The organism is Pelomonas sp. Root1237 (assembly GCF_001425055.1).
Taxonomy (GTDB): Bacteria; Pseudomonadota; Gammaproteobacteria; order Burkholderiales; family Burkholderiaceae_C; genus Pelomonas.
This window is the reverse complement of the sequence record NZ_LMDK01000022.1, coordinates 33,258-52,043: the sequence shown is the minus strand read 5'-3', so window position 1 is coordinate 52,043 and position 18,786 is coordinate 33,258. Positions and strand designations below refer to the sequence as shown.

At 69.7% G+C, this 18,786-nt stretch carries 17 protein-coding genes; 12 read left to right on the top strand and 5 right to left on the bottom strand.

Annotated features, from left to right (window positions below; all coding sequences use genetic code 11):
• The first annotated feature begins 115 nt into the window (after positions 1–115).
• The 3 genes from ASC91_RS27875 (at position 116) to ASC91_RS27865 (ending at position 3,638) form a co-directional block, all read left to right on the top strand.
• On the top strand, positions 116–1,681 hold the full coding sequence (locus ASC91_RS27875; RefSeq protein ID WP_056205398.1) for a DUF1800 domain-containing protein: 1,566 nt from the start codon (positions 116–118) through the stop codon (positions 1,679–1,681).
• 5 nt (positions 1,682–1,686) lie between these two features.
• Positions 1,687–2,919, top strand: a complete 1,233-nt coding sequence (locus tag ASC91_RS27870) for a DUF1501 domain-containing protein (RefSeq protein WP_056205684.1) — start codon at positions 1,687–1,689, stop codon at positions 2,917–2,919.
• 215 nt (positions 2,920–3,134) lie between these two features.
• Positions 3,135–3,638 (top strand): hypothetical protein, encoded by a 504-nt coding sequence (locus tag ASC91_RS27865; RefSeq protein ID WP_056205395.1) that lies wholly within the window; start codon positions 3,135–3,137, stop codon positions 3,636–3,638.
• A 6-nt stretch (positions 3,639–3,644) separates the two neighbouring features.
• On the opposite strand, the gene ASC91_RS27860 is transcribed toward ASC91_RS27865, so the two are convergent.
• Genes ASC91_RS27860 through ASC91_RS27850 form a run of 3 tightly spaced genes read right to left on the bottom strand, consistent with a single transcriptional unit; the run spans position 3,645 to position 7,270 of the window.
• A complete protein-coding gene (locus tag ASC91_RS27860; protein WP_056205393.1) occupies positions 3,645–4,244 on the bottom strand; it encodes a DUF6151 family protein in 600 nt (199 codons plus the stop codon).
• A gap of 37 nt (positions 4,245–4,281) precedes the next feature.
• A complete protein-coding gene (locus ASC91_RS27855) occupies positions 4,282–5,619 on the bottom strand; it encodes a DUF1501 domain-containing protein (RefSeq protein WP_056205391.1) in 1,338 nt (445 codons plus the stop codon).
• 1 nt (position 5,620) lies between these two features.
• Complete coding sequence (locus ASC91_RS27850) at positions 5,621–7,270, bottom strand: DUF1800 family protein (protein ID WP_056205389.1); 1,650 nt, start codon at positions 7,268–7,270, stop codon at positions 5,621–5,623.
• Positions 7,271–7,474: 204 nt separating this feature from the next.
• Between ASC91_RS27850 and ASC91_RS27845 the strand changes: the two genes are divergently transcribed.
• From ASC91_RS27845 to ASC91_RS27825, 5 genes are all read left to right on the top strand, one after another.
• On the top strand, positions 7,475–8,752 hold the full coding sequence (locus tag ASC91_RS27845) for an efflux RND transporter periplasmic adaptor subunit (RefSeq protein ID WP_056205387.1): 1,278 nt from the start codon (positions 7,475–7,477) through the stop codon (positions 8,750–8,752).
• Between the two features lie 706 nt (positions 8,753–9,458).
• Entirely contained in the window at positions 9,459–10,142 is a 684-nt protein-coding gene (locus ASC91_RS27840; RefSeq protein WP_056205385.1) for an ABC transporter ATP-binding protein, read from the top strand.
• On the top strand, positions 10,139–11,410 hold the full coding sequence (locus tag ASC91_RS27835; protein ID WP_056205383.1) for a TolC family outer membrane protein: 1,272 nt from the start codon (positions 10,139–10,141) through the stop codon (positions 11,408–11,410). The genes ASC91_RS27840 and ASC91_RS27835 overlap by 4 nt, the downstream gene beginning before the upstream one ends.
• Positions 11,410–12,717, top strand: coding sequence for an ABC transporter permease (locus tag ASC91_RS27830; protein WP_056205381.1), 1,308 nt, complete (start codon positions 11,410–11,412; stop codon positions 12,715–12,717). The genes ASC91_RS27835 and ASC91_RS27830 overlap by 1 nt, the downstream gene beginning before the upstream one ends.
• Positions 12,717–14,015, top strand: coding sequence for an ABC transporter permease (locus ASC91_RS27825; RefSeq protein ID WP_082533075.1), 1,299 nt, complete (start codon positions 12,717–12,719; stop codon positions 14,013–14,015). The genes ASC91_RS27830 and ASC91_RS27825 overlap by 1 nt, the downstream gene beginning before the upstream one ends.
• A 9-nt stretch (positions 14,016–14,024) precedes the next feature.
• On the opposite strand, the gene ASC91_RS27820 is transcribed toward ASC91_RS27825, so the two are convergent.
• The gene (locus ASC91_RS27820; protein ID WP_056205380.1) at positions 14,025–14,849 is read right to left on the bottom strand and encodes a DUF6279 family lipoprotein; all 825 of its coding nucleotides are present in this window, start codon (positions 14,847–14,849) and stop codon (positions 14,025–14,027) included.
• Positions 14,850–14,901: 52 nt separating this feature from the next.
• The gene (locus tag ASC91_RS27815) at positions 14,902–15,378 is read right to left on the bottom strand and encodes a BON domain-containing protein (protein WP_056205378.1); all 477 of its coding nucleotides are present in this window, start codon (positions 15,376–15,378) and stop codon (positions 14,902–14,904) included.
• Positions 15,379–15,443: 65 nt separating this feature from the next.
• Here ASC91_RS27815 and ASC91_RS27810 point away from each other — a divergent pair, with 65 nt between their 5' ends.
• From ASC91_RS27810 to ASC91_RS27795, 4 genes are read left to right on the top strand one after another with little or no spacing between them, the layout of a single operon-like run.
• Positions 15,444–15,929, top strand: coding sequence for a TIGR02281 family clan AA aspartic protease (locus ASC91_RS27810; protein ID WP_157282209.1), 486 nt, complete (start codon positions 15,444–15,446; stop codon positions 15,927–15,929).
• Positions 15,926–16,834 (top strand): TraB/GumN family protein, encoded by a 909-nt coding sequence (locus ASC91_RS27805; protein WP_056205374.1) that lies wholly within the window; start codon positions 15,926–15,928, stop codon positions 16,832–16,834. The genes ASC91_RS27810 and ASC91_RS27805 overlap by 4 nt, the downstream gene beginning before the upstream one ends.
• Before the next feature lie 29 nt (positions 16,835–16,863).
• Complete coding sequence (locus ASC91_RS27800; protein WP_056205372.1) at positions 16,864–17,631, top strand: PhaM family polyhydroxyalkanoate granule multifunctional regulatory protein; 768 nt, start codon at positions 16,864–16,866, stop codon at positions 17,629–17,631.
• A 31-nt stretch (positions 17,632–17,662) separates the two neighbouring features.
• Positions 17,663–18,520, top strand: a complete 858-nt coding sequence (locus tag ASC91_RS27795; RefSeq protein WP_200955364.1) for an ABC transporter substrate-binding protein — start codon at positions 17,663–17,665, stop codon at positions 18,518–18,520.
• Positions 18,521–18,786 lie beyond the last annotated feature (266 nt).

The following is an 18,786-nucleotide window of genomic DNA, read 5'->3' as shown; positions in this document are numbered from 1 at the left end:
CCTAGCCGGCCAGCCTCGGGCGAGAGGGGCCCCTCGCTACAAATCTTTGCGCATCGGCCATACGAGCTTGCGTGAATCGGGCGATTCTCTGGTTCAAGAAACCGGAGAGGTCCCCATGAAAAACCGCCGCTTTGTGCTGAGCAGTGCCGCCGCCCTGGCTGGCGGCGTCATGCTGGCGGCGCGCCGCAGTCAGGCGGCTGTTGCGGTTGCAGCTCCGGCCCTGGGCGCCGATGAGCGAGCCCTGCACGCGCTCAACCGCCTGGGCTACGGCCCGCGCCCGACCGACGCCGCCGCGATCGCCGCGCAAGGCGCCGACAAATGGCTGGAGCGCTTCCTCAGCGAGCAACTGGAACCGCGCCGCCTGCCGCAGCCTGAAGGCCTGAGCGCCCGCCTGGCCAGCCTGGAGGTGCTCCAGCTCGGCCAGGCCGAGCTGCTGGGGCGCTACCGCGAGGCGGTGAAGGCCGCCCGCGAGGCCCGGCGTGAGCAGGCCCAGGGCATGAAGACCGATGCCGATGCGATCAATGCCGTGCGCGACAAGATCCGCCCCCTCGTCGGCCAGGCCGCGACGGCCCGTCTGTCGCGTGCGCTGCTGAGCCCGGCCCAGCTCGAAGAGGTGCTGACCGAGTTCTGGTTCAACCACTTCAACGTCTTTGCGGGCAAGAACGTGGTCGGCGTGCTCGTGGCCGATTACGAGCAGCGCGCCATCCGGCCCCATGTGCTCGGGCGCTTCCGCGACATGCTGGGCGCAACCGCCAAGCACCCGGCCATGCTGATCTACCTCGACAACGCCCAGAGCGTCGTCGCCGGCTATGAGCCGCCGCAGCGCGCGCGCCGCTTCCTGGCCGAGCGGCCGGAGCTGAAGGCCCGGGTGCCCAGCGGCCTCAACGAGAACTACGCCCGCGAGCTGATGGAACTGCACACGCTGGGCGTGGACGGTGGCTACGCGCAGCGTGACGTGACCGAGCTGGCGCGCATGTTGACCGGCTGGGGCCTGGACACGCGCAAGGCGCTGGTCGGCGGCACGGGCGACCTGTTCGCCTTCGAGCCGCGCAAGCATGACAACGGCAGCAAGACCTGGCTGGGCCATAGCGTCAAGGGCGCCGGCCAGGCCGAGGGCGAGCACGCGCTGGACGTGCTGGCCACCCATCCCGCCACGGCCCGCCATCTGGCCACCAAGTTCGCCCAGGCCTTTGTGGCCGACGACCCGCCGGCCAGCCTGGTGCAAAAGCTCGCCGACAACTTCAAGGCCAGCGGCGGCGACCTGCGCGAGTTCGCGCGCACCTTGATCCGCGCCGATGAGTTCTGGAGCCGCGAGGCCTACCAGGCCAAGTTCAAGACGCCCTACCAATACCTGCTGTCCAGCCTGCGCGCGCTGGACCTGCAGCCGGCCGACCCGCGCAATCTGCTCGCCGCGCTGGCGCAGGCGGGCCAGCCTCTTTACGGCGCACAAACGCCCGATGGCTACAAGAACACTGCGGCCGCCTGGCGCAACCCCGAGGCGCTGACGCAGCGCGTGCAACTGGCGACGACGCTGGGCCAGCGCAGTGGCATCAGCGCCGAGAAGCTGACCAGCACCCTGGGTGCGTCGGTCAGTGAACCCACGCGCCGCACGTTGGCCGCCGAGCCCGCCGGCCAGCAGGTTGCCCTGCTGCTCGCCAGCCCTGATTTCATGAAGAGGTGACCGCCATGCTGCGTCGTCAATTGCTGCACTTCGGTGCCTTCACCCTCGGCGGCCTGCCTGTGTCTCTGGTGCACGCCCAGGGGGGCACCCAGAAGAAGCTCGTCGTCGTCATGCTGCGCGGCGCGGTGGACGGCCTGTCGGTCGTCGCGCCCTATGGCGAGCGCGAGTACGCCACCAGCCGCCCGCAGATTGCGCTCGCGGCACCGGGCGCGGAGGATGGCCTCATCAAGCTCGATTCGCTGTTCGGCCTGCATCCATCCTTGAGCCCGCTGAAGCGCCACTGGGACGGCGGCCAGCTCGCCTTCGTGCATGCCAGCGGCTCGCCCGACCCGACGCGCTCGCATTTCGACGCCCAGGACTACCTCGAGTCCGGTACGCCGGGTCGCAAGTCCACGCCCGATGGCTGGATGAACCGGCTGCTGACGGCCCTGCCGGGTGAGCCGGCGCCAACGCGCGCGATCAGCCAGGGCAGCACGCCGCCGCGCATCTTTGCCGGCACGGCCAGCGTCGCCAGCCTCGGCCTTGGGCCCAATGCGATGCAGCGCCGCGCCATCGACGACCCGCAGATGCAAAGCGGGTTGGCCAAGCTCTATGCCAACGACGCCCAGCTCAGCGGCACGCTGCGCGACACCACGCAGGGCCGCGGCGAGATGAGCCGCAGCATGGCCGGCGGTGAGGCGAAGTCCATGGACCCGAGCGCCGACGCCGGCGCGCCGTCGGCCCGCAGCTTTGCCGCCGATGCGCGGCGCCTGGGCACGCTGATCCGCAAGGACGCCCACACCCAGCTCGCCTTCACGGCGGTGGGCGGCTGGGACACCCACGTCAACCAGGGTGCCGCTCGCGGCCAGCTCGCCAACCGCCTGGCCAGCCTGGGCGAGGGCCTGGATGCGCTGAGCGTGGGCCTGGGCGACACCTACAGGGACACCGTCATCGTCGTCGTCAGCGAGTTCGGCCGCACGTTGCGCCAGAACGGCAACGGCGGCACCGACCATGGCCGCGGCAACGTCATCTGGCTGCTCGGCGGCCCGGTCGCCGGCGGGCAGATGCTGGGCGAATGGCCGGGCCTGGACGCCAGCGCCCTGGCCGACGGACGTGACCTGGCCGTGCGCACTGACTTCCGCCAGGTGCTGACGCCGTTGCTGCAGCGCCATCTCGGCCTGTCGGAAACCGCACTGGCAACAGTGTTTCCCCAAGCCCCGCAAACTTGGCGTTATGCGGACAAGCTGCTGCGTGCCTGAGGCGCCGGCAGCCGCGTTCTAACGGATGGGAGAACGACATGATGCGAAGCGCTTCCTCGTTGTTCGGGCTGTGCCTGTGGGGCGCGGTGCTGGCCTACTGCTTCCTTGTCGCGGTCGGCGCCTGAAAGCCGCCCGCCCCCCACGAACGAAGTCATCCCGCTGCGGCGCGGGGCGTTGAGGCTGGCAGCATCCCGCCACCTCCAGCGTCCCGCCCCATGCGCCACACCGCTCTCGCCCTGCTGATCCTTGCCTGCAATGCTCAGGCTGCCCCCCGTTGCGACGCCGTCAGCGTCGAGTATTCCGCGCCGCGTCTGGTGCCGCTGGCGGGTCATGTGTCGGTCAAGCGCCTGGCCGCCCGGCCGGAGCGCGAGCTGGACGACAGCGACCCCGAGTACAAGCCGCGCTCACCCCACGACACGGCGGCCTTCCATCGTCTGGTGACCATCGACTCGACGAAGGAGGGCGTGCCCCGCGTCAACACCATCGAGATCTACACGCTGCAGGGCCCCAAGCGCGCCTGGCGGCTGGACTTCGCCGAGCTGGCCCAGAACGTCGAGGTGCAGTGGCTGAACGAGGATCTGCTTTTCCTGCGCGCCTGGTGGGGCCGCATCGTTTCGACCGAGCTGCTGTTCGAAGTCAGCAGCGGGCGCTTCCTGTATGCCAAGGAGGCCAACTACGGCCTGATGATCCAGCCCTGCGAAGAGCTTCAGGCGAAGTAGCTGCGTTCAGCCGACGCGCTTGGCCGCCGCAAGTTCCTTGGTGGACAGCACCCGGGGCTTCGCAACGGGGGTGCCGGTCTGCGGATCGAAGAAGGGGCTGGCGCGGTAGGTCCCGCGCAGACGGCCCATGATGATCATGGCAAGGGTCTTGGCGATGCCGCTGAACATGCCCGCCGCTTTCGGCTTGCTGTCGCCCAGGGCGCCGTCGACGCCCACACGCATCGTGACCGGTCCGAACGACGCCGCGAGCGCGGCCTTGTCCTGACCGAGGCCCGTATGGATCAGGCCGACGAAATCGGCCTTCCGGTCTGCGAGAGTGTTGCCGATCGGCGTGCGGCAGCAGCTCGCGTACCAGCGCAGCATGCCTTTGGCGGTCAGGCGGATGCAGGTCAGCCGGTCCTGGCCCTGCGTGAACACGACGTGAGAGGCCGGGACCTGCACGATGTCGCTGCCGCCCTGGCTGTCCAGCGCGTCTTGCGCGCCCAGGTATCGGGCAAAGGCCTGGCAGTCGGAGCAATGGCAGACACAGCGATTGGACGGGCGTGTGGGCTGCAGCAGGCCGCGGAGCTGGCCGCAGCGGCACTGGATGGAGTAGGTGTCGGGCATGGGACGGTTGTACCAGCGGCCCCTGCCAGTTTTGTCATCAGCCGAAGTAGCCCAGGTTCTTCACGTTGAAGTTGGCCAGGTGGGGGAAAACCGCGCCCAGGTCGGCCGCGCCGACACCGAACCAACTGGCCAGCGTCGCGCTCATCTGGTCGACCGACGTGGTCGGCAGCCAGCGGCCCTCGTCGGACATGTCGTCCGGCCCGGCGAGAACGAGTTGGGGCATGCGGCCGTAGAGCCCGCCCTTGACGGCGCCGCCGAGCACGAACTGGTGGTTGCCCCAGGCGTGGTCGGTGCCGCCGCCCGAAGCGGGTTGCAAGGTGCGCGCGAAATCGCTGGCGGTGAAGGTGGTCACCGCGTTGGGAACGCCGAGCTGCTGCATCGCATCGTAGAAGGCCTTCAGCGCGGGGCCGAGGTCCGAGAACAGGGCCTGCTGCTGGTTGAGCTGGTCGTTGTGGGTGTCGAAGCCGCCCATGCTGACGAAGAAGAGCTGGCGCGAGACGCCCAGACCCGAGCGGCCCTCGATCATCTTGGCCACGGTCAGCAACTGCTGGGCGACGTTGCTGCCCAGTCCGTTGAAGAGGCCGGCGATGCTGCCGGTGCCGGACAGGGCCGTGTTCAAGGCATTGCTGGCCTTGAGGGCCTGGTTGAGCACGCTGGCCGCGGCGCGTTCCTCGGCGTTGGCATAGGGCTGCTGCAGCAGGCCCTGGTAGAGCTGGTAGAGGGGGCTGGCGCCGGGGTTGTTGCCAAAGCCCTTGATCGCGAAGCTGGTGCCGCTGCCGACCGTCAGGCCGGCTTGGGTCGCGCCGTTCATGAAGACGTTGTTGCCGCTGACCGACAGGGCCATGGGGACGACGCCATTGGCGGCCTGCAAATCGGCGATCCGGCCGCCCCAGCCGGTGACCGACGTGGCCGCATTGCCGCTGAAGGACTGGCCGCGCTGCCACTGGTCCTGCTGGTCGTCGTGCGAGAAGAGGTTGCTCGGTCGCTGGGCTCCTGAACCGTTGAACTCGGCCTTGGTCATGGGCTTCACCAGCGGCCCGACATTGGCCTGCACGGCCAGGTGGCCCTGATTCCAGATGTCGGCCAGCGGCGTCAGCGCCGGGTGCAGGCCGACGCCGCCGCCGTTCAGCGGTGCGAGGGCCGATTGCGGCAGCGTCAGCCCACCGGCGCCGGCCGTGCCGCGTGCCCGGGCGTAGGCCGCGTAGCCGGCGGTGTCCATCGGCACGACCATGTTGTTGCCGTCGTTGCCGCCGTAGAGGAAGACGCAGACGAGGGCGCGGTAGTCGCTGCCCAGCAGCGGCGCAGCGAGAGAGGGCAGGGCAGAGGCACCGGCGAATGCCGCGGCGTGGGAGAGCAGATGGCGTCGGGACAGCATTTCAGTTCTCCACGAGGTATTCGGGGGACATGGCCGCCAGGAACAATGCCGCCTTGGCGCGGTCCAGCGGCTTGGTGGCCGGCGCAATCTGCGCGGCCTTTAACAGGGCCGCCTGCAGCGCCGTGCTGGCGCGGCCGGCGAAGAGCACGCGGTTGATCTCGGCGACGAGGCTGGTCGGCGTGGTGGCCAGAGCCTGCCAGCGGGCCAGGTCGATCTTGGTGCCGGTGGCGCCGGGCACGGAAGCGTCGGCCGCCACGCCCTTGCCGTTCAGCGCCGTCTGCAGCACGCCGCTCAACTTGAAGGCGGCGCTGGCGTTGAAGACGCCAAAGGCTGGGCCGTCCAGGCTGGGGTTGTCGGGGAGGTCGTAGTCGGGCGGGAAGAAGTTGAAGACGCTGGCCGGGCTGTAGACCGTCTGGCCCAGGCTCGCGGCCTGGCTGCGCAGCCAGACGCCATCGCTGACGCCGCCCATGCTGCGCAGCAGGTGGGTCAGCTGCAGGATGGGTTCGCGCAGCTTGCCGAAGTTGGCGGGCGCCTGTGGGGAGGCGGCCTCGGCGTCGGTCAGGATGGCCGTCAGCACGGCCTTCATGTCGCCGCGCTTGCTGCGCTGGCCGTTGACGAGGGCCCCGCCGTTGAAGGCCGTGGCCACTCGCAGCACATAGGCCGGGCTGGGGTTGGCCGTGACGAGCTGCTGGATCAGCTGGCGGCCGATGAAGGGGCCGACATTGGGGTGGTTGAAGATGTTGTCGATGGCCGCGTCGAGGTCGGCCTGCGCCGTCTGGCCACCGGGCAGCACGGTGCCGCTCAGCAGCTTCTTCGTGCCCTTGTCGTGGTGGTCGTCGAAGGCGACCATGGGCGCGTCGTAATAGCTCGGGTTGCCGAACTTGTTCTTCGTCGCGCCCGGCCGCGGCGCATACGTCCAGCCGGTGAAGGCGTGGGCGAAGCCCTCGACCGTGTCCTGGTCGTAGCTGGGGATGGGCTGGCCCTTGGCATCGAGCTGCAGGCTGCCGTCGAGGTTGAGCTGGGACAGGCCGATGGAGAACAGCTGCAGCACCTCGCGGGCGTAGTTCTCGTTGGGCTCGATACCCTTGGTCGGGCTGGGCTTGTCGTTGTTGGCCATGTTCAGGAAGCGCCCCATGGCCGGGGACAGCGTCACCTCCTTGAGCACGTCGCGGAAGTTGCCGAAGGCGTTGCGCAAAAAGATGCGCTGGTAGTCGGCCATCGCATTGGGCAGCTTGATGACATTGCCCGACACGACCAGGATCTCCGACAGCGCCAGGGCCGTGCGCTGGCGCAGTTGGTCGGGCTGGTTGACGGCGTTGGCGAAGAACTGCACCTGCACCGGGAACAGGGTGTAGTTGTCGCGTTTGCAGGTTGCCGGCGCGCCCGTGGGGCAGCCCTTGCTCGAGTCGGGGTCGACATAGGGCACGCCGCTGAAGTCGGAGTTGGCGAGGTTGAACTGACTCGACAGCCAGGCGGCGCGGCCGCGGGCCATCACATCGGTGACGCTGGCGTCCGTCGGCCCGAAGCTGGCCTGGCCGAGGAAGCGGCGCGCCTCCGACTCCGTCATCGTCGACGGCGGCAGATCGTTAGCCAGCGCGGGCCAGCTCAGGCTGGTCAGCGCGGCCAGCAGGCAAAGTCGGGCGAGAGTCATTTCAGTCTCCGAAGCGGCGCGATTGTTGGAGCCGGCCAGTCGTGTCGTCTCGCCACCAGTTGTGCGCTTTCGTAAGCAAACGCTGCTGCCCGTTGCGGACCTTGTACGGACTGTCCGCCACCTGTCCGCGGACACATGTCACGGTTGCAAGTCGTTGATTTTTCACGCGGCGCGTGCTGGCACATCCCTTGCGAAAGACAGGGCATGAACACCCGCTTTCGCGACACTTCGGAACAGGACCGCCCCCTCGCTCAAAAGTCCCGGCGCTGGCCGCTGCTGCTGGCCGGCGGCGCGGTCGTCGTGGCCGTGCTCGTGCTGGTGAGCGGCGGCCGAATCAAGCAGATGCTGTCCGCCGACTCGGCCGTCAGCATCGCCCGGCTGTCCGTGGCCACCGTCGACGTGGCACCGCTGACGCGCGACGTCGCCGGCGAAGGCCGTGTCGTCGCCGCGCAGAGCCCGACGCTGTTCGCGCCCGGCGCCGGCACCGTCACGCTCGCCGTGCAGGCCGGTGACCCGGTCAAGCGCAACCAGGTGCTGGCCCGCGTCGACTCACCCGAGTTGACCAACCGCCTGGCGCAGGAGCGCAGCAATGTCGATGCCTTGCGCGCCGACCTGGCCCGCGCCGAGGTCGAGGCCCGCCAACAGACGGCCGCGCTGCAGAGCGCCTTCGAGAACGCCCGCATCGACCAGCAGACCGCCGCCAACGACCTGGCCCGCCAGACCCAGGCCTTCGAGGCTGGCGCCACGGCGCGCATGCAGGTCGAGCGCGCCCAGGACGCTCTCGCCAAGGCCAAGCTCGCGCACGACCAGGCCCGCGATCTGCGCGGCCTCAAGACAGACAGCCTCAAGCTCGACGTGCAGGCCAAGCAGAGTGCGCTGGCGCGCCAGCAACTGCTCGTCGCCGACCTGGAGCGCCAGGTGAGCGAACTCTCCGTGCGCTCGCCGGTGGATGGCCAGGTGGGCCAGCTCTTCATCCCCGACCGCACCAATGTCGCCCGCGACACCAAGCTGCTGTCGGTCATCGATCTGTCGGCGCTGGAAGTGCAGATGCAGGTCGCCGAGAGCTTTGCCCGCGAGCTGCAGCCCGGCATGCCTGGCGAGATCACCGGCAACGGCCAGCGCTGGGCCGGCCAGGTCAGCTCGGTCTCGCCCGAGGTCGTCAACGGCGAGGTCAGCGCGCGGCTGCGCTTTGCCGGGCAACAGCCCGAGCAGCTGCGCCAGAACCAGCGCCTGTCGGTGCGAGTGCTGCTGGACAAGCGCGACAAGGTGCTGGGCGTGGCCCGCGGCAGCTTCGTCGACGAGAGCGGCGGCAGCTTTGCCTACGTGGTGCGGGGCGGCGTGGCCGAGAAGGTCGCCGTCAAGCTGGGTGCGCGTTCGCTGGAACGGGTCGAGGTGATCTCGGGCCTCTCGGCCGGGGACCGCGTCGTCATCTCCGGGTCGGACAACTTCAAGGGCGCGGAGCGCGTCCTGATTGCGGATTGAGGTTGTGAGCGCGATGGGTCATCAGGTTGCTTTTGCGGAGAGCGTGCTTGCTCGGTGCATTGCCGGGAGTCCGTCCCGGCAGCCGGGGTAACTTTCTTCTGCGGGGCCAGAAGAAAGTCACCAAAGAAGAGGCCCTGAACCGCACACCAGCACCACATGCACGAGCTGCGCCGTGCAACAGCCGTCTGGCTGATGCCCACATGCGAACCGCTGCGCTCTCGCGTCTGACTTGTCACGAGCAACATCCATCGCACCAGCAGCCCGTCCGACGCGCGGCTGCACGCCGGGCTCACCAGAACAGCCTAATGCAGCGTCGCTCGGGCGACGCGATCGCTGCCAGTACCTTCGTGGCGTCGCCCCAGCGACGCGGTATTCCTGATGAGCCCGGCGTGCAGCCGGCGTTAAGCGGCGTGAAGGGGCGGTGGATGGTGCTCGTCATAGGGACAGCAGCGAGAGCGCAGCGGGTCGCGTCTGCCCGTAATGCAGGTGAGTGTTTTCGCGCGCCGCTCTCGGCGTCGTCGCGATCGTGTGCGGTTCAGCGCCTCTTCTTTGGTGACTTTCTTCTGGCGCCGCAGAAGAAAGTTACCCCGCCGCCGGGCGGGACTCCCGGCACCTTGCCACCAAGCAAGTGCCACCTAGACAAACCAAGCCGTCGGCAAAGCTGACACAGCCGCCAAACCCACTCCGATTGAACAGGACAACCCCCATGCTTCAGATGGAAAAACTGCAGAAGGTCTACCGCACCGAAATGGTCGAGACCTATGCCTTGCGCGACTTCAACCTGACCGTCAACGAGGGCGAGTTCGTCGCAGTGACCGGGCCGTCGGGCTCAGGCAAGACGACCTTCCTGACCATCGCTGGCCTGCTGGAAGCCTTCAGCGGCGGCAGCTACAAGCTCGACGGCATCGACGTCAGCCGCATGGGCGACGCCGAGCGCTCGCGCATCCGCAACCAGAAGATCGGCTTCATCTTTCAGGCCTTCAACCTGATCCCCGACCTGAGCGTGCTCGACAACATCGAGGTGCCACTGCGCTACCGCGGCTTCGGCGGCGCCGAGCGCAAGAAGCGCGCCGCCGATGCGCTTGCCCGCGTCGGCCTGTCGGCCCGCGGCCGCCACTACCCGGCCGAGCTCTCGGGCGGCCAGCAACAGCGCGTGGCCATCGCCCGGGCCCTGGCCGGCGAGCCGCGCCTGCTGCTGGCGGACGAACCCACCGGCAACCTCGACAGCGCGATGGCGCGCAGCGTCATGGAGCTGCTCGAAGAACTGCACCGCGACGGCGCCACCATCGTCATGGTCACCCATGACCCGCAGCTGGCCGCACGTGCGCAACGCAATGTCCACGTCATCGACGGTCAGGTTGTCGACCTGGCTGCGGAGCTCGCCGCTTGAAAACCATCGCGTTCCTGCTGTTGATCGCTTGCGCCACCGCGCAAGCCGACGACCTGCTGCAGGTCTGGGCGCAGGCGCGCGCGGCCGACCCGCTGCTGCGCCAGGCTGCGGCCTTCAATGGCGCGCAGGAGGCGGCGTCCCGCGAAGCCCGCGCGGCGCTGCTGCCGCAATGGAGCCTGCAGAGCAGCGAGCAGCGCGAGAACGGCAGCGGTGCCCGCGTGCGCACGACAACGAGCAGCCTCAGCCAGCCCCTCGTCGACCTGGCCGCCCTGCGCGAATGGGATGCCAGCCGCAGCCAGGCCTCGGCCCAGTCGGCCCGCCTGGCCGCCGCCGAGCAGGCTGCGCGCTCCCGTGTGGCCGAGGCCTATTTCGGCCTGCTGTCGGCCGAGGCCCAGCTGGCTACGGCGCGCGCCAACGAAGAAGCCTTCGCCCGCCAGGTCAGCGAGGCCGACACGCGTTTCAAGGCGGGACTGTCGGCCCAGGTCGAGGCCGACCAATCGCGCGCCTACCGCGAGCTGGCGCGTGGCAACACACTGGCCGCCGAACTGAACCTGGCCGATGCCCGCGAGGCGCTCGCCCAGCTGACCGGCGTTCCCGCCACCGCCTTGCAGCCGCTGCGCCGCGCCCTCGACGCGCAAGCCCTGCCGGACGACGCCGAGGCCTGGACCGCGCGTGCGCTGCAGGCCAACCCCGAGCTGCGTGCCCTGCAGCTGGACGTGCAGGCCAGCGAGCAGCGCATCTCCGCCGCGCGCGCCGGCCATCTGCCGACGCTGAGCATGGGCGTGGACACGACGCAGCGCCGCGGCGATGGTGTGTCGGCCATCGACGCCAGCCGCACGCCGACCCTGGTCGGCCTGCGCCTGACCGTGCCGCTGTTTGCCGGCGGCGCCGTGGCCGCTGCGGCCGACCGCGCCGGCTTTCAGCGGGATGCCGCCCGCGAGCAGCTCGAAGCCGGCCGCCGCGCCGTGCTGCGCGAGGTGAGGGCGCAGCACCTCGCCGTGGGCCAGGGCGCGGTGCAGCTGCGCTCCGCGCAGGTCGCCGTCGAGGCCGCCGAGCGCGCGCTCGAAGCCACGCGCACCGGGCTGACCCTTGGCACGCGCAGCACCACCGACCTGCTCCTCGCCATCCAGACCCTGGCCGGCGCGCAGAACGCGCAGACCCAGGCCCGCCACCGCCATGTGCTGGCCCTGCTCGCCCTGCACCAGGCGGCCGGCTCCCTCGGTGACGCCGAACTGGCCACCGTCAACGCTCTTCTGGAGAACCGCTGATGTTTCTTCACTACCTCGAACTCGCCTGGCGCAACACGCTTGCCGCCAAGGGCCTCTCCGCGTTGATGGTGATGGCGCTCGCCCTGGGCATCGGCGCCTGCATGACGACGTTGACCGTCTATCACGTGCTCTCCGGCGACCCCATTCCCGCCAAGAGCGCTCGCCTATTCAACGTGCAGCTCGACGCGTCGGACATCGTCAGCTGGAAGGCCGGTGAAGAGCCCAACTTCGACCTGAGCCGCTATGACGCGACGGCACTGCTGCGCGACAAGAAGGCGCTGCGCCAGGCGATGTCCAGCGGCTTCAACACCGCCGTGGGCCTGCCCGATGCGCAGACCAAGCCGATCTTCTCGAGCGTGCGCATGACGTCGGCCGACTTCTTCGCGATGTTCGACGCGCCGTGGCAATACGGCGGCGGCTGGAGCGCGGCCGACGACGAAGGCGAGGCGCGTGTCGCCGTCATCTCGGCGTCGCTCAACGAGAAGCTGTTCGGCGGCGGCAACAGCCTGGGCAAGGAAGTCATCGTGCGCGGCCAGCCGCTGCGCATCGTCGGCGTGCTCAAGCCCTGGAAGGTGCAGCCCCATTTCTGGGACCTGACCCTGGGCAGCTACACCGAGACCGAGGACTTCTACCTGCCGTTCTCGACGGCCATGCTGCTGAAGATGGGCCACTGGGGCAATATGAACTGCTGGGCCAAGGGCGCCAACGGCGGCACCTCGCTGGACCTGAACGCGAGCTGCTCGTGGATCCAGTACTGGGTCGAGTTCGCCAAGCCCGAGGAGGCCGCCGCCTACCGCGACTACCTCGTCGCCTACTCCGAGGCTCAGCGCAAGGCCGGCCGCTACGAGCGACCGACGAATGTGCGCCTGCGCAACGTGATGGACTGGCTGGGCGCGCAGAAGGTGCTGCCCGCCGACGTGCGCCTGCAGACCTGGCTGGCCTTTGGTTTCCTGGCCGTCTGCGTCGTCAACATGGTGGGCCTGTTGCTGGCCAAGACGCTGCGTCGCAGCGGCGAGATCGGCGTGCGCCGCGCACTCGGTGCGACGCGCGGCGACATCTTCAAGCAGTTCGTCGTCGAGGCCGGCCTGCTCGGCCTGGCCGGCGCGCTGCTGGGCCTGCTTTTCGCCCAGGGCGGGCTGTGGCTGGTGCGCCAGAGCCCGAACGACTACGCCAAGCTGGCCGAGCTCGACGCCAGCATGCTGGCCCTGACGCTGGGCCTGGCCCTGCTGGCCAGCCTGCTCGCCGGCCTGCTGCCGGCCTGGCGTGCCGCCCTCGTCACCCCCGCCGTCCAACTGAAGGTGCAGTGATGTCTGACTCCTCCACGCTGTCCATCGTCCCGCCAGCCCGCGCCACCGGCAACCCCCTCGGGGCGTTCGGCCGGGCCCTGAGCGATCTCGCGCCCATCCTGTCGACGCTGCGCCGCCACCGCATCGCGGCCGGCCTCATCGTGCTGGAGGTGGCGCTGACCTGCGCCATCGTCACCAATGCGCTGCACCTGATCCAGACCCGCGTCGAGGCGCTGAACACCGACAGCGGCATGGCCGAGACCGAGATCGGCGTGCTGACCCTGCGCGGCAGCAAGCCCCAGCCGCCCGAGCGCACCGCCGGCATCGTGTCCGAGGACCTCACGCGGCTGCGTGCGCTGCCAGGCATCAAGGCGGCCACGGTGCCCAACCAGATCGTCTACGGCAACAACAGCAATAACAGCGGCGTCTCGCTCGAGCCCGACAACAAGGGCCTGCGCATCAGCGCAGCGCAATACGCGGCCGATGAACAGATGATCCCGACCTTCGGGCTCAAGCTGCTGGAGGGGCGCAACTTCACGGCCGACGAGGTGCTCGACAACTTCCAGACCTTCAGCGTCTCCGATCCCAAGATCCCGCAGCTCATCATCAACAAGGTGATGGCCGACAAGCTCTTCCCCGGCCAGCCGGCGTTGGGCAAGCAGGTCTATATCTTCGGCCGCTCGCCGTCGACCATCATCGGCGTCGTCCAGACGCTGACGCACACGCAGCTGCACCGCGCTCGTGGCGACGGTGATGGTGCCGCCATGATCTTGCCGCTGCGCGGCGGCGGCTCGTACGTGATCCGCGCCGAGCCGGGCCAGCTGGACTCGCGCATCAAGGCCGCGGCCGCGGTGCTCGAAGAAGGCGACCAGGGCCGTGTCGTCACGCAGAGCCAGCGCCTGACCGAGATGCGTTCGTCCTTCTACGCCCAGGACCGCGCCATGGCCTGGCTGATGGGCGGTGTCTGCGTGTCGCTGCTGCTGGTGACGGCCATGGGCATCGTCGGCCTGGCGAGCTTCTGGGTGCAGCAGCGCACCCGCATGATCGGCACGCGCCGCGCTCTGGGCGCCACCCAGGGCCAGATCCTGCGCTACTTCCAGCTCGAGAACCTGCTGCTGACGACGACCGGCATCCTCATCGGTATGGCCGGTGCCTGGGCCCTGAGCCAGCTGCTGATGCAGAGCTATGAGCTGCCGCGCCTGCCCTGGGGCTATCTGCCCGCTGGCGCACTGGCGCTGTGGGCCCTGGGCCAGCTGGCCGTGTGGGTGCCAGCCCGGCGCGCGGCGCGCCTGGCACCGGTGGCCGCCCTGAGGAGTTGAAGCCCGGGTTCAGGCCGCCTGCAGGCTGCGCAGTTCGGCCGCCCAGTCGGCCCAATGCTTGCGGACGGCGGCCCGCTGCTCGGCATCCAGGCTGTTGAGCAGCTTCAGCAGGCTGGCGACGATCTGCTCGCGATAGGGCTGCTCGGTGGGCTGGGTCTGTGAGTCCTGCATCAGCAGGGCGGTGCCCGCGGCCAGGTCCTGGCGCGCCCAGGCGCGCAGGGCCTGCACCAGCCGCGCCTGGCGTGCGGCACGGGCCTGGGCCATGACGGGCAGGTCGAAATGCCAGCTGCGAGCGTCGGCTGCGGCCTGCTTGCGGGTCGAGCGGTCCAGGTCGCCCAGCCAGCGTTCGAGGTTGCTGGTGTAGCGCTTGGCGCGCTCGTCGGGCCCGCGCTTGCCCGATTGCTTCTCTCGCCACTCGGTCGTCTTCTCGGCCATCTTCTTTTCCAGGTGTTGCCACTGCTCGGGCCGCAGGCTGGCCAGCACCGGCGCGGCCAGCGGCGCGGCGTGCTGCAGGCAACGCTCGACGCTGGCGCGCGCGCCGCGCTCCAGGGCCAGCAGTTCGTCCTGGGTGACGCCGTCGTCCAGCGCCGCATGGGCCTGGCCCACCAGCGCAATCCATTGCGGCAGCTCCTCGCGGCGGTGCCAGGCCTGCCAGGCCTGCAGCTGCGTCTTGAGCTGGCCGCGCTGCGGGCTGTCCAGGTCGAGATAGTTGTCCGCCCAAAGCCCGGCCAGCAGTGGCAGCTGCCCATAGGCCAGCGTCAGGCTGGAGCAGCCGATCAGGCCCAGCAGGGCCGTCAGCGCGAAGAGGGTGGCAAAACGCTTCAGCAGTTGCATGGGGCCATCGTGACAAGGCAGGGCGGCGTTGTCACGCCTGGGGTCTTGCAGGTCAATTCATGCGCCGATAGGGCACGACGCCGCCCTGGCCGACCCGCACCAGGGCCAGGGCTTGCTGCACCTCCGGCAACCCACGTGCCCGGGCCTCCAGTTCAGTCGCCTGCTCGGCGTGCCCGACGCAGCCCTCGAGGTAAACGACCCGGCCCTGCACGGTCAGCCACAGGCTGCTCGGATGCAGGGCGGCCGTGCCGTTCAGCTTGGCACGCAAGGCCCCGGCAATGGCCGCGTCATAGCGGAAGGCATTGGGTTCGCTGCATTCGCCCTTGAGCCAGCAGGTGGTGCCGCGCTCGGCGCGATGGTGAGCTTGCACGCGGGCCTCGGCGGCCGTGATGCGCGGGCCGCGGGGCTCCGGGCAATCGGCGATATCGGCCGACACGGCCTCGAAGGGGTCGTTGAAGCGGTTCAACACCAGCTCATCGCTGCCACCGGCGAGCAGCAGCGCGATGAGCAGGGCGGGCGGCGGCGTCATGAAGGCATTCTGGTGGGGCCGGGTATCGTGTGGTCCCGCGCAAACCCTCGCCTCAGTCGCCCCCCGTGTCCCACCAGGATCTGCCGCACACCCTCAAGCTGATGACGATCTGGCTGTTGATCGGCTTGGGCATTTTCCTGGGTTTCAAGCTGTGGGAGCACGAGCGCGAGGCCAGCCGCTTCCAGCTTGCCGGCGAGGTCATCGTGCTGACGCGCGGGGGCGACGGCCACTTCCACTGGCCCGGCCGGGTCGACGGCATCGAGGTGGATTTCCTCGTCGACACCGGCGCCACCACGACGGCCCTGCCGCAAGTGTTGGCGGAGCGAGCCGGCCTCAAGCCGCTGGGCGCCGTGCGCGCCCATACCGCGGCCGGCGCCACGCGCGGCTTTCTTGCGCGGGCCGACGTTGCGCTGGAAGGCGGCGTGCGCGCCGACAAGTTGATGGTGACTGTGCTGCCCGACCTGGGCGCGCCGCTGCTTGGCATGGACGTGCTCGGTCGCCTGCACTTCAGCCAGAAACCTGGTGAACTCCGTATCGAACCCCGCCCATGATCCGCGCCCTCCTTTTGGCCTTTCTCGTCGGCAGTGCCCATGCCGCCTGCCCGCCGGCGCCGGCCCTGCCGAGTGCCGAGCAGGCCGCCACCTGGGCCGCCAAGGCGCCGGACCGTGGCCTGCTGTGGCGCGTCAGCCGTGGCGGCCACACCAGCTATCTGTTCGGCAGCCTGCATGTCGGCAAGGCCGACTGGGCCTATGCCGGGCCGGCCCTGCGCGCGGCCTGGGCGCAGACCGAGGTGCTGGCCGTGGAGCTCGACCCCGCCGACGTCGGTGCCGTGCTGGCCGCCATGCCCAAAGCCGCACCCCTGCCGCCGGCTCTGGCCCAGCGCCTGGACACCCAGGCCCGCGCCGCCTGCCTGTCGCCTGGTGCCCTGAGCGCGCTGCCGGTCATGTTGCAGCTCAGCATGCTGTCGCTGATGGAGGCGCGCCGCGATGGCTTTGATGCCGGTTTTGGCCAGGACGTCATGCTGCTGGCGCGCGCCAGGAGCGAGGGCCGGCCGGTGCAGTCGCTGGAGAGCGTCGAGGAGCAGCTGCAGGCGCTGGAGCCTGCGGCGGCCGAGCTGCCCGCCATCGTCGACGGCACCCTGCGCCAGTTGCGCGGCGGCCAGATGCGCGAGCCGCTGCGCCGGCTCAGCAGCGCCTGGTCGCGCGGTGACCTGGGGACGTTGGCGAACTATCCGCGCTGGTGCGCCTGCGCCGACAGCCCGGCCGAACGCGCTTGGTTCAGGCGAGTCAACGACGATCGCAACGGCCCGCTGGCCGAGCGCATCGCGGCCTTGCATGGCGCCGGCCAGCGCCTGCTGGTGGCCGTGGGCGCGCTGCACATGAGCGGCCCGCGGGCCCTGCCCAAGCTGCTGGCCGAGCAGGGTTTTATTGTCGAAGCCCTGCTGCCCAGCAAGTAGGATGGAAGTGCCCTTACAGGAGACAAGACATGAGCGACAACAGCTTCACCAAGTTCGTGCCCGGTTTCGAGTTCCTGCAGGGCCTCGTCAAGAACGCCGGCTCGGCCTTGCCCGGCATCGGCCAGTGGGTGGCGCCGACGCTCAACCCGGAGGAGCTCTCCAAGCGCATCGAGGAGCTGCGCACGGTGCAGTTCTGGCTGGAGCAGAACGCGCGCATGCTGGCCGCCACCATCCAGGCGCTGGAGGTGCAGCGCATGACGCTGTCGACGCTGAAGTCGATGAACGTGCCGCTGGCCGACCTGCGCGACAGCCTCAAGCTGCCCACCGGTGGCGACGGCACCTCCTGGCCCGGCATCCCACCCGAAATCCTGGCCGCCGCGGCGCCGGTGGCCCAGGCTGCGGCTCAGACGGTGACCAAGACGGCCAATACCGCCAGCAAGGTCGCCGCCAAGACCGTGAAGACGGCCGGCGATGCAGCCAAGGCCGTGGCCGACAACCCGGCCGCCGTCGTCGACCCGACGCAGTGGTGGACGGCGCTGAGCCAGCAGTTCACGCAGCTGGCCACCTCGGCCATGAAGGACACCGCGACCGATGCGGCCAAGAACCTCGCCGGCAACCTCGTCAAGCAGAGCTTCGACGCCGCCAGCGAAACGCTGAAGCGCGCGGCCAGCGTGCCCGGGGCGGTGGTGGGTGGCGTCGCCAAGGGCCTGGCGTCCGGCGCCGCGCCCAAGCCGGCCGCGAAGACCGCCGCCGCGAAGGCGGCCAAGCCACGCAGCAGCGCGCGCCGCAAGCCTTGAGGCGAAGGCGAACCGGCGCGACGGGAGGGTGATGAGGCGCCGGCCGCTGCTGGTCATGTTCGCGGCTGCCTGCGCCACCGAGGCGCCCGCGCGGCCCGCACCGCTGGTCTATCCCCAGCACGAACCCGGCCGCGTGCCGCAGTGGCACTACATGCAGGCCGTCATCAAGCTCGCCATCACGCGCAGCGGTGCCGACTATGAGTTGATGGAGTCGCCCGTGCCGATGACGCAAGCGCGCGTCGTGCGCGAACTGGCCGACCGCAGCGGGCGGATCGATCTGTGCTGGACCATGACCAGCATCGAGCGCGAGGCCCGGCTGCTGCCGGTGCGCGTTCCCATGGACCGCGGCCTCATCGGTTGCCGCGTTGCCTTCGTCCGCCCCGAGGACGTGGATCGCTGGCGCGACCTGCACGACCTCAACGAACTCTCCCGCTACGTCGCCGGCCAGGGCCAGGACTGGCCCGACACCGCCATCCTGCGTGCCAACGGCCTGCCGGTGCAGGGCATCAGCCGCTACGAGGCGCTGTTCGACATGCTGCGCATGCGCCGCATCGACTACTTCCCGCGCGCCGTCTTCGAGATCGACGACGAGGCGGCTACGCCGGCGGCCCATGACCTCGTCATCGAGCCCCATGTGCTGCTGCGCTACCCCGCGGCCTCCTATCTCTTCGTGCGCCCGGACCGGCCACGACTGGCGGCCGAGTTGCAGCGCGGCATGGAGGCCGCGGCCAGCGACGGCAGCCTCGCGCGCCTCTTTCAGCAGTATTTCGGCGACCTGCTGCGCCGCCACCACCTGGCCCGCCGGCGCCAGCTGTTGCTGAAGAATCCGTTGCTGCCGCCCGAGACGCCCTTGCACAAGCCGGCCTACTGGCTCGTCATCGAAGGCTGAGATGAACTGCCCCTCGCCCAACCTCGCGTCGCTGAACGCGAGCGAGTCTGGTCGGTCTTGCAGACCGCGCAGCCGACAGAGCGGCTGCTCTTCGGCAGGCACGGCAAGTCCTCAGGACTTGCCCTGTCCGACCTCAGCCCCCGGGGGGACGGCGATGCTTGCCGGATTGACCGGCAAGCACATCGCCAGCGCGTGCCGGCTAGGGAGCGGCCCGGCGCTCGGCCCGCAACTTCAATGCATTGCGGGTGTCGCGAATTCGGAATGGG

What these genes read in the sequence shown, in the direction of transcription:
- ASC91_RS27830 (WP_056205381.1), top strand. Translation starts at nt 11,410, where the DNA reads ATGTTTCTTCACTACCTCGAACTCGCCTGGCGCAACACGCTTGCCGCC.
- ASC91_RS27800 (WP_056205372.1), top strand. Translation starts at nt 16,864, where the DNA reads ATGAGCGACAACAGCTTCACCAAGTTCGTGCCCGGTTTCGAGTTCCTG.
- ASC91_RS27865 (WP_056205395.1), top strand. Translation starts at nt 3,135, where the DNA reads ATGCGCCACACCGCTCTCGCCCTGCTGATCCTTGCCTGCAATGCTCAG.
- ASC91_RS27855 (WP_056205391.1), bottom strand. Translation starts at nt 5,619, where the DNA reads ATGCTGTCCCGACGCCATCTGCTCTCCCACGCCGCGGCATTCGCCGGT.
- ASC91_RS27860 (WP_056205393.1), bottom strand. Translation starts at nt 4,244, where the DNA reads ATGCCCGACACCTACTCCATCCAGTGCCGCTGCGGCCAGCTCCGCGGC.
- ASC91_RS27795 (WP_200955364.1), top strand. Translation starts at nt 17,663, where the DNA reads ATGAGGCGCCGGCCGCTGCTGGTCATGTTCGCGGCTGCCTGCGCCACC.
- ASC91_RS27840 (WP_056205385.1), top strand. Translation starts at nt 9,459, where the DNA reads ATGCTTCAGATGGAAAAACTGCAGAAGGTCTACCGCACCGAAATGGTC.
- ASC91_RS27825 (WP_082533075.1), top strand. Translation starts at nt 12,717, where the DNA reads ATGTCTGACTCCTCCACGCTGTCCATCGTCCCGCCAGCCCGCGCCACC.
- ASC91_RS27815 (WP_056205378.1), bottom strand. Translation starts at nt 15,378, where the DNA reads ATGACGCCGCCGCCCGCCCTGCTCATCGCGCTGCTGCTCGCCGGTGGC.
- ASC91_RS27850 (WP_056205389.1), bottom strand. Translation starts at nt 7,270, where the DNA reads ATGACTCTCGCCCGACTTTGCCTGCTGGCCGCGCTGACCAGCCTGAGC.
- ASC91_RS27870 (WP_056205684.1), top strand. Translation starts at nt 1,687, where the DNA reads ATGCTGCGTCGTCAATTGCTGCACTTCGGTGCCTTCACCCTCGGCGGC.
- ASC91_RS27805 (WP_056205374.1), top strand. Translation starts at nt 15,926, where the DNA reads ATGATCCGCGCCCTCCTTTTGGCCTTTCTCGTCGGCAGTGCCCATGCC.
- ASC91_RS27845 (WP_056205387.1), top strand. Translation starts at nt 7,475, where the DNA reads ATGAACACCCGCTTTCGCGACACTTCGGAACAGGACCGCCCCCTCGCT.
- ASC91_RS27875 (WP_056205398.1), top strand. Translation starts at nt 116, where the DNA reads ATGAAAAACCGCCGCTTTGTGCTGAGCAGTGCCGCCGCCCTGGCTGGC.
- ASC91_RS27820 (WP_056205380.1), bottom strand. Translation starts at nt 14,849, where the DNA reads ATGCAACTGCTGAAGCGTTTTGCCACCCTCTTCGCGCTGACGGCCCTG.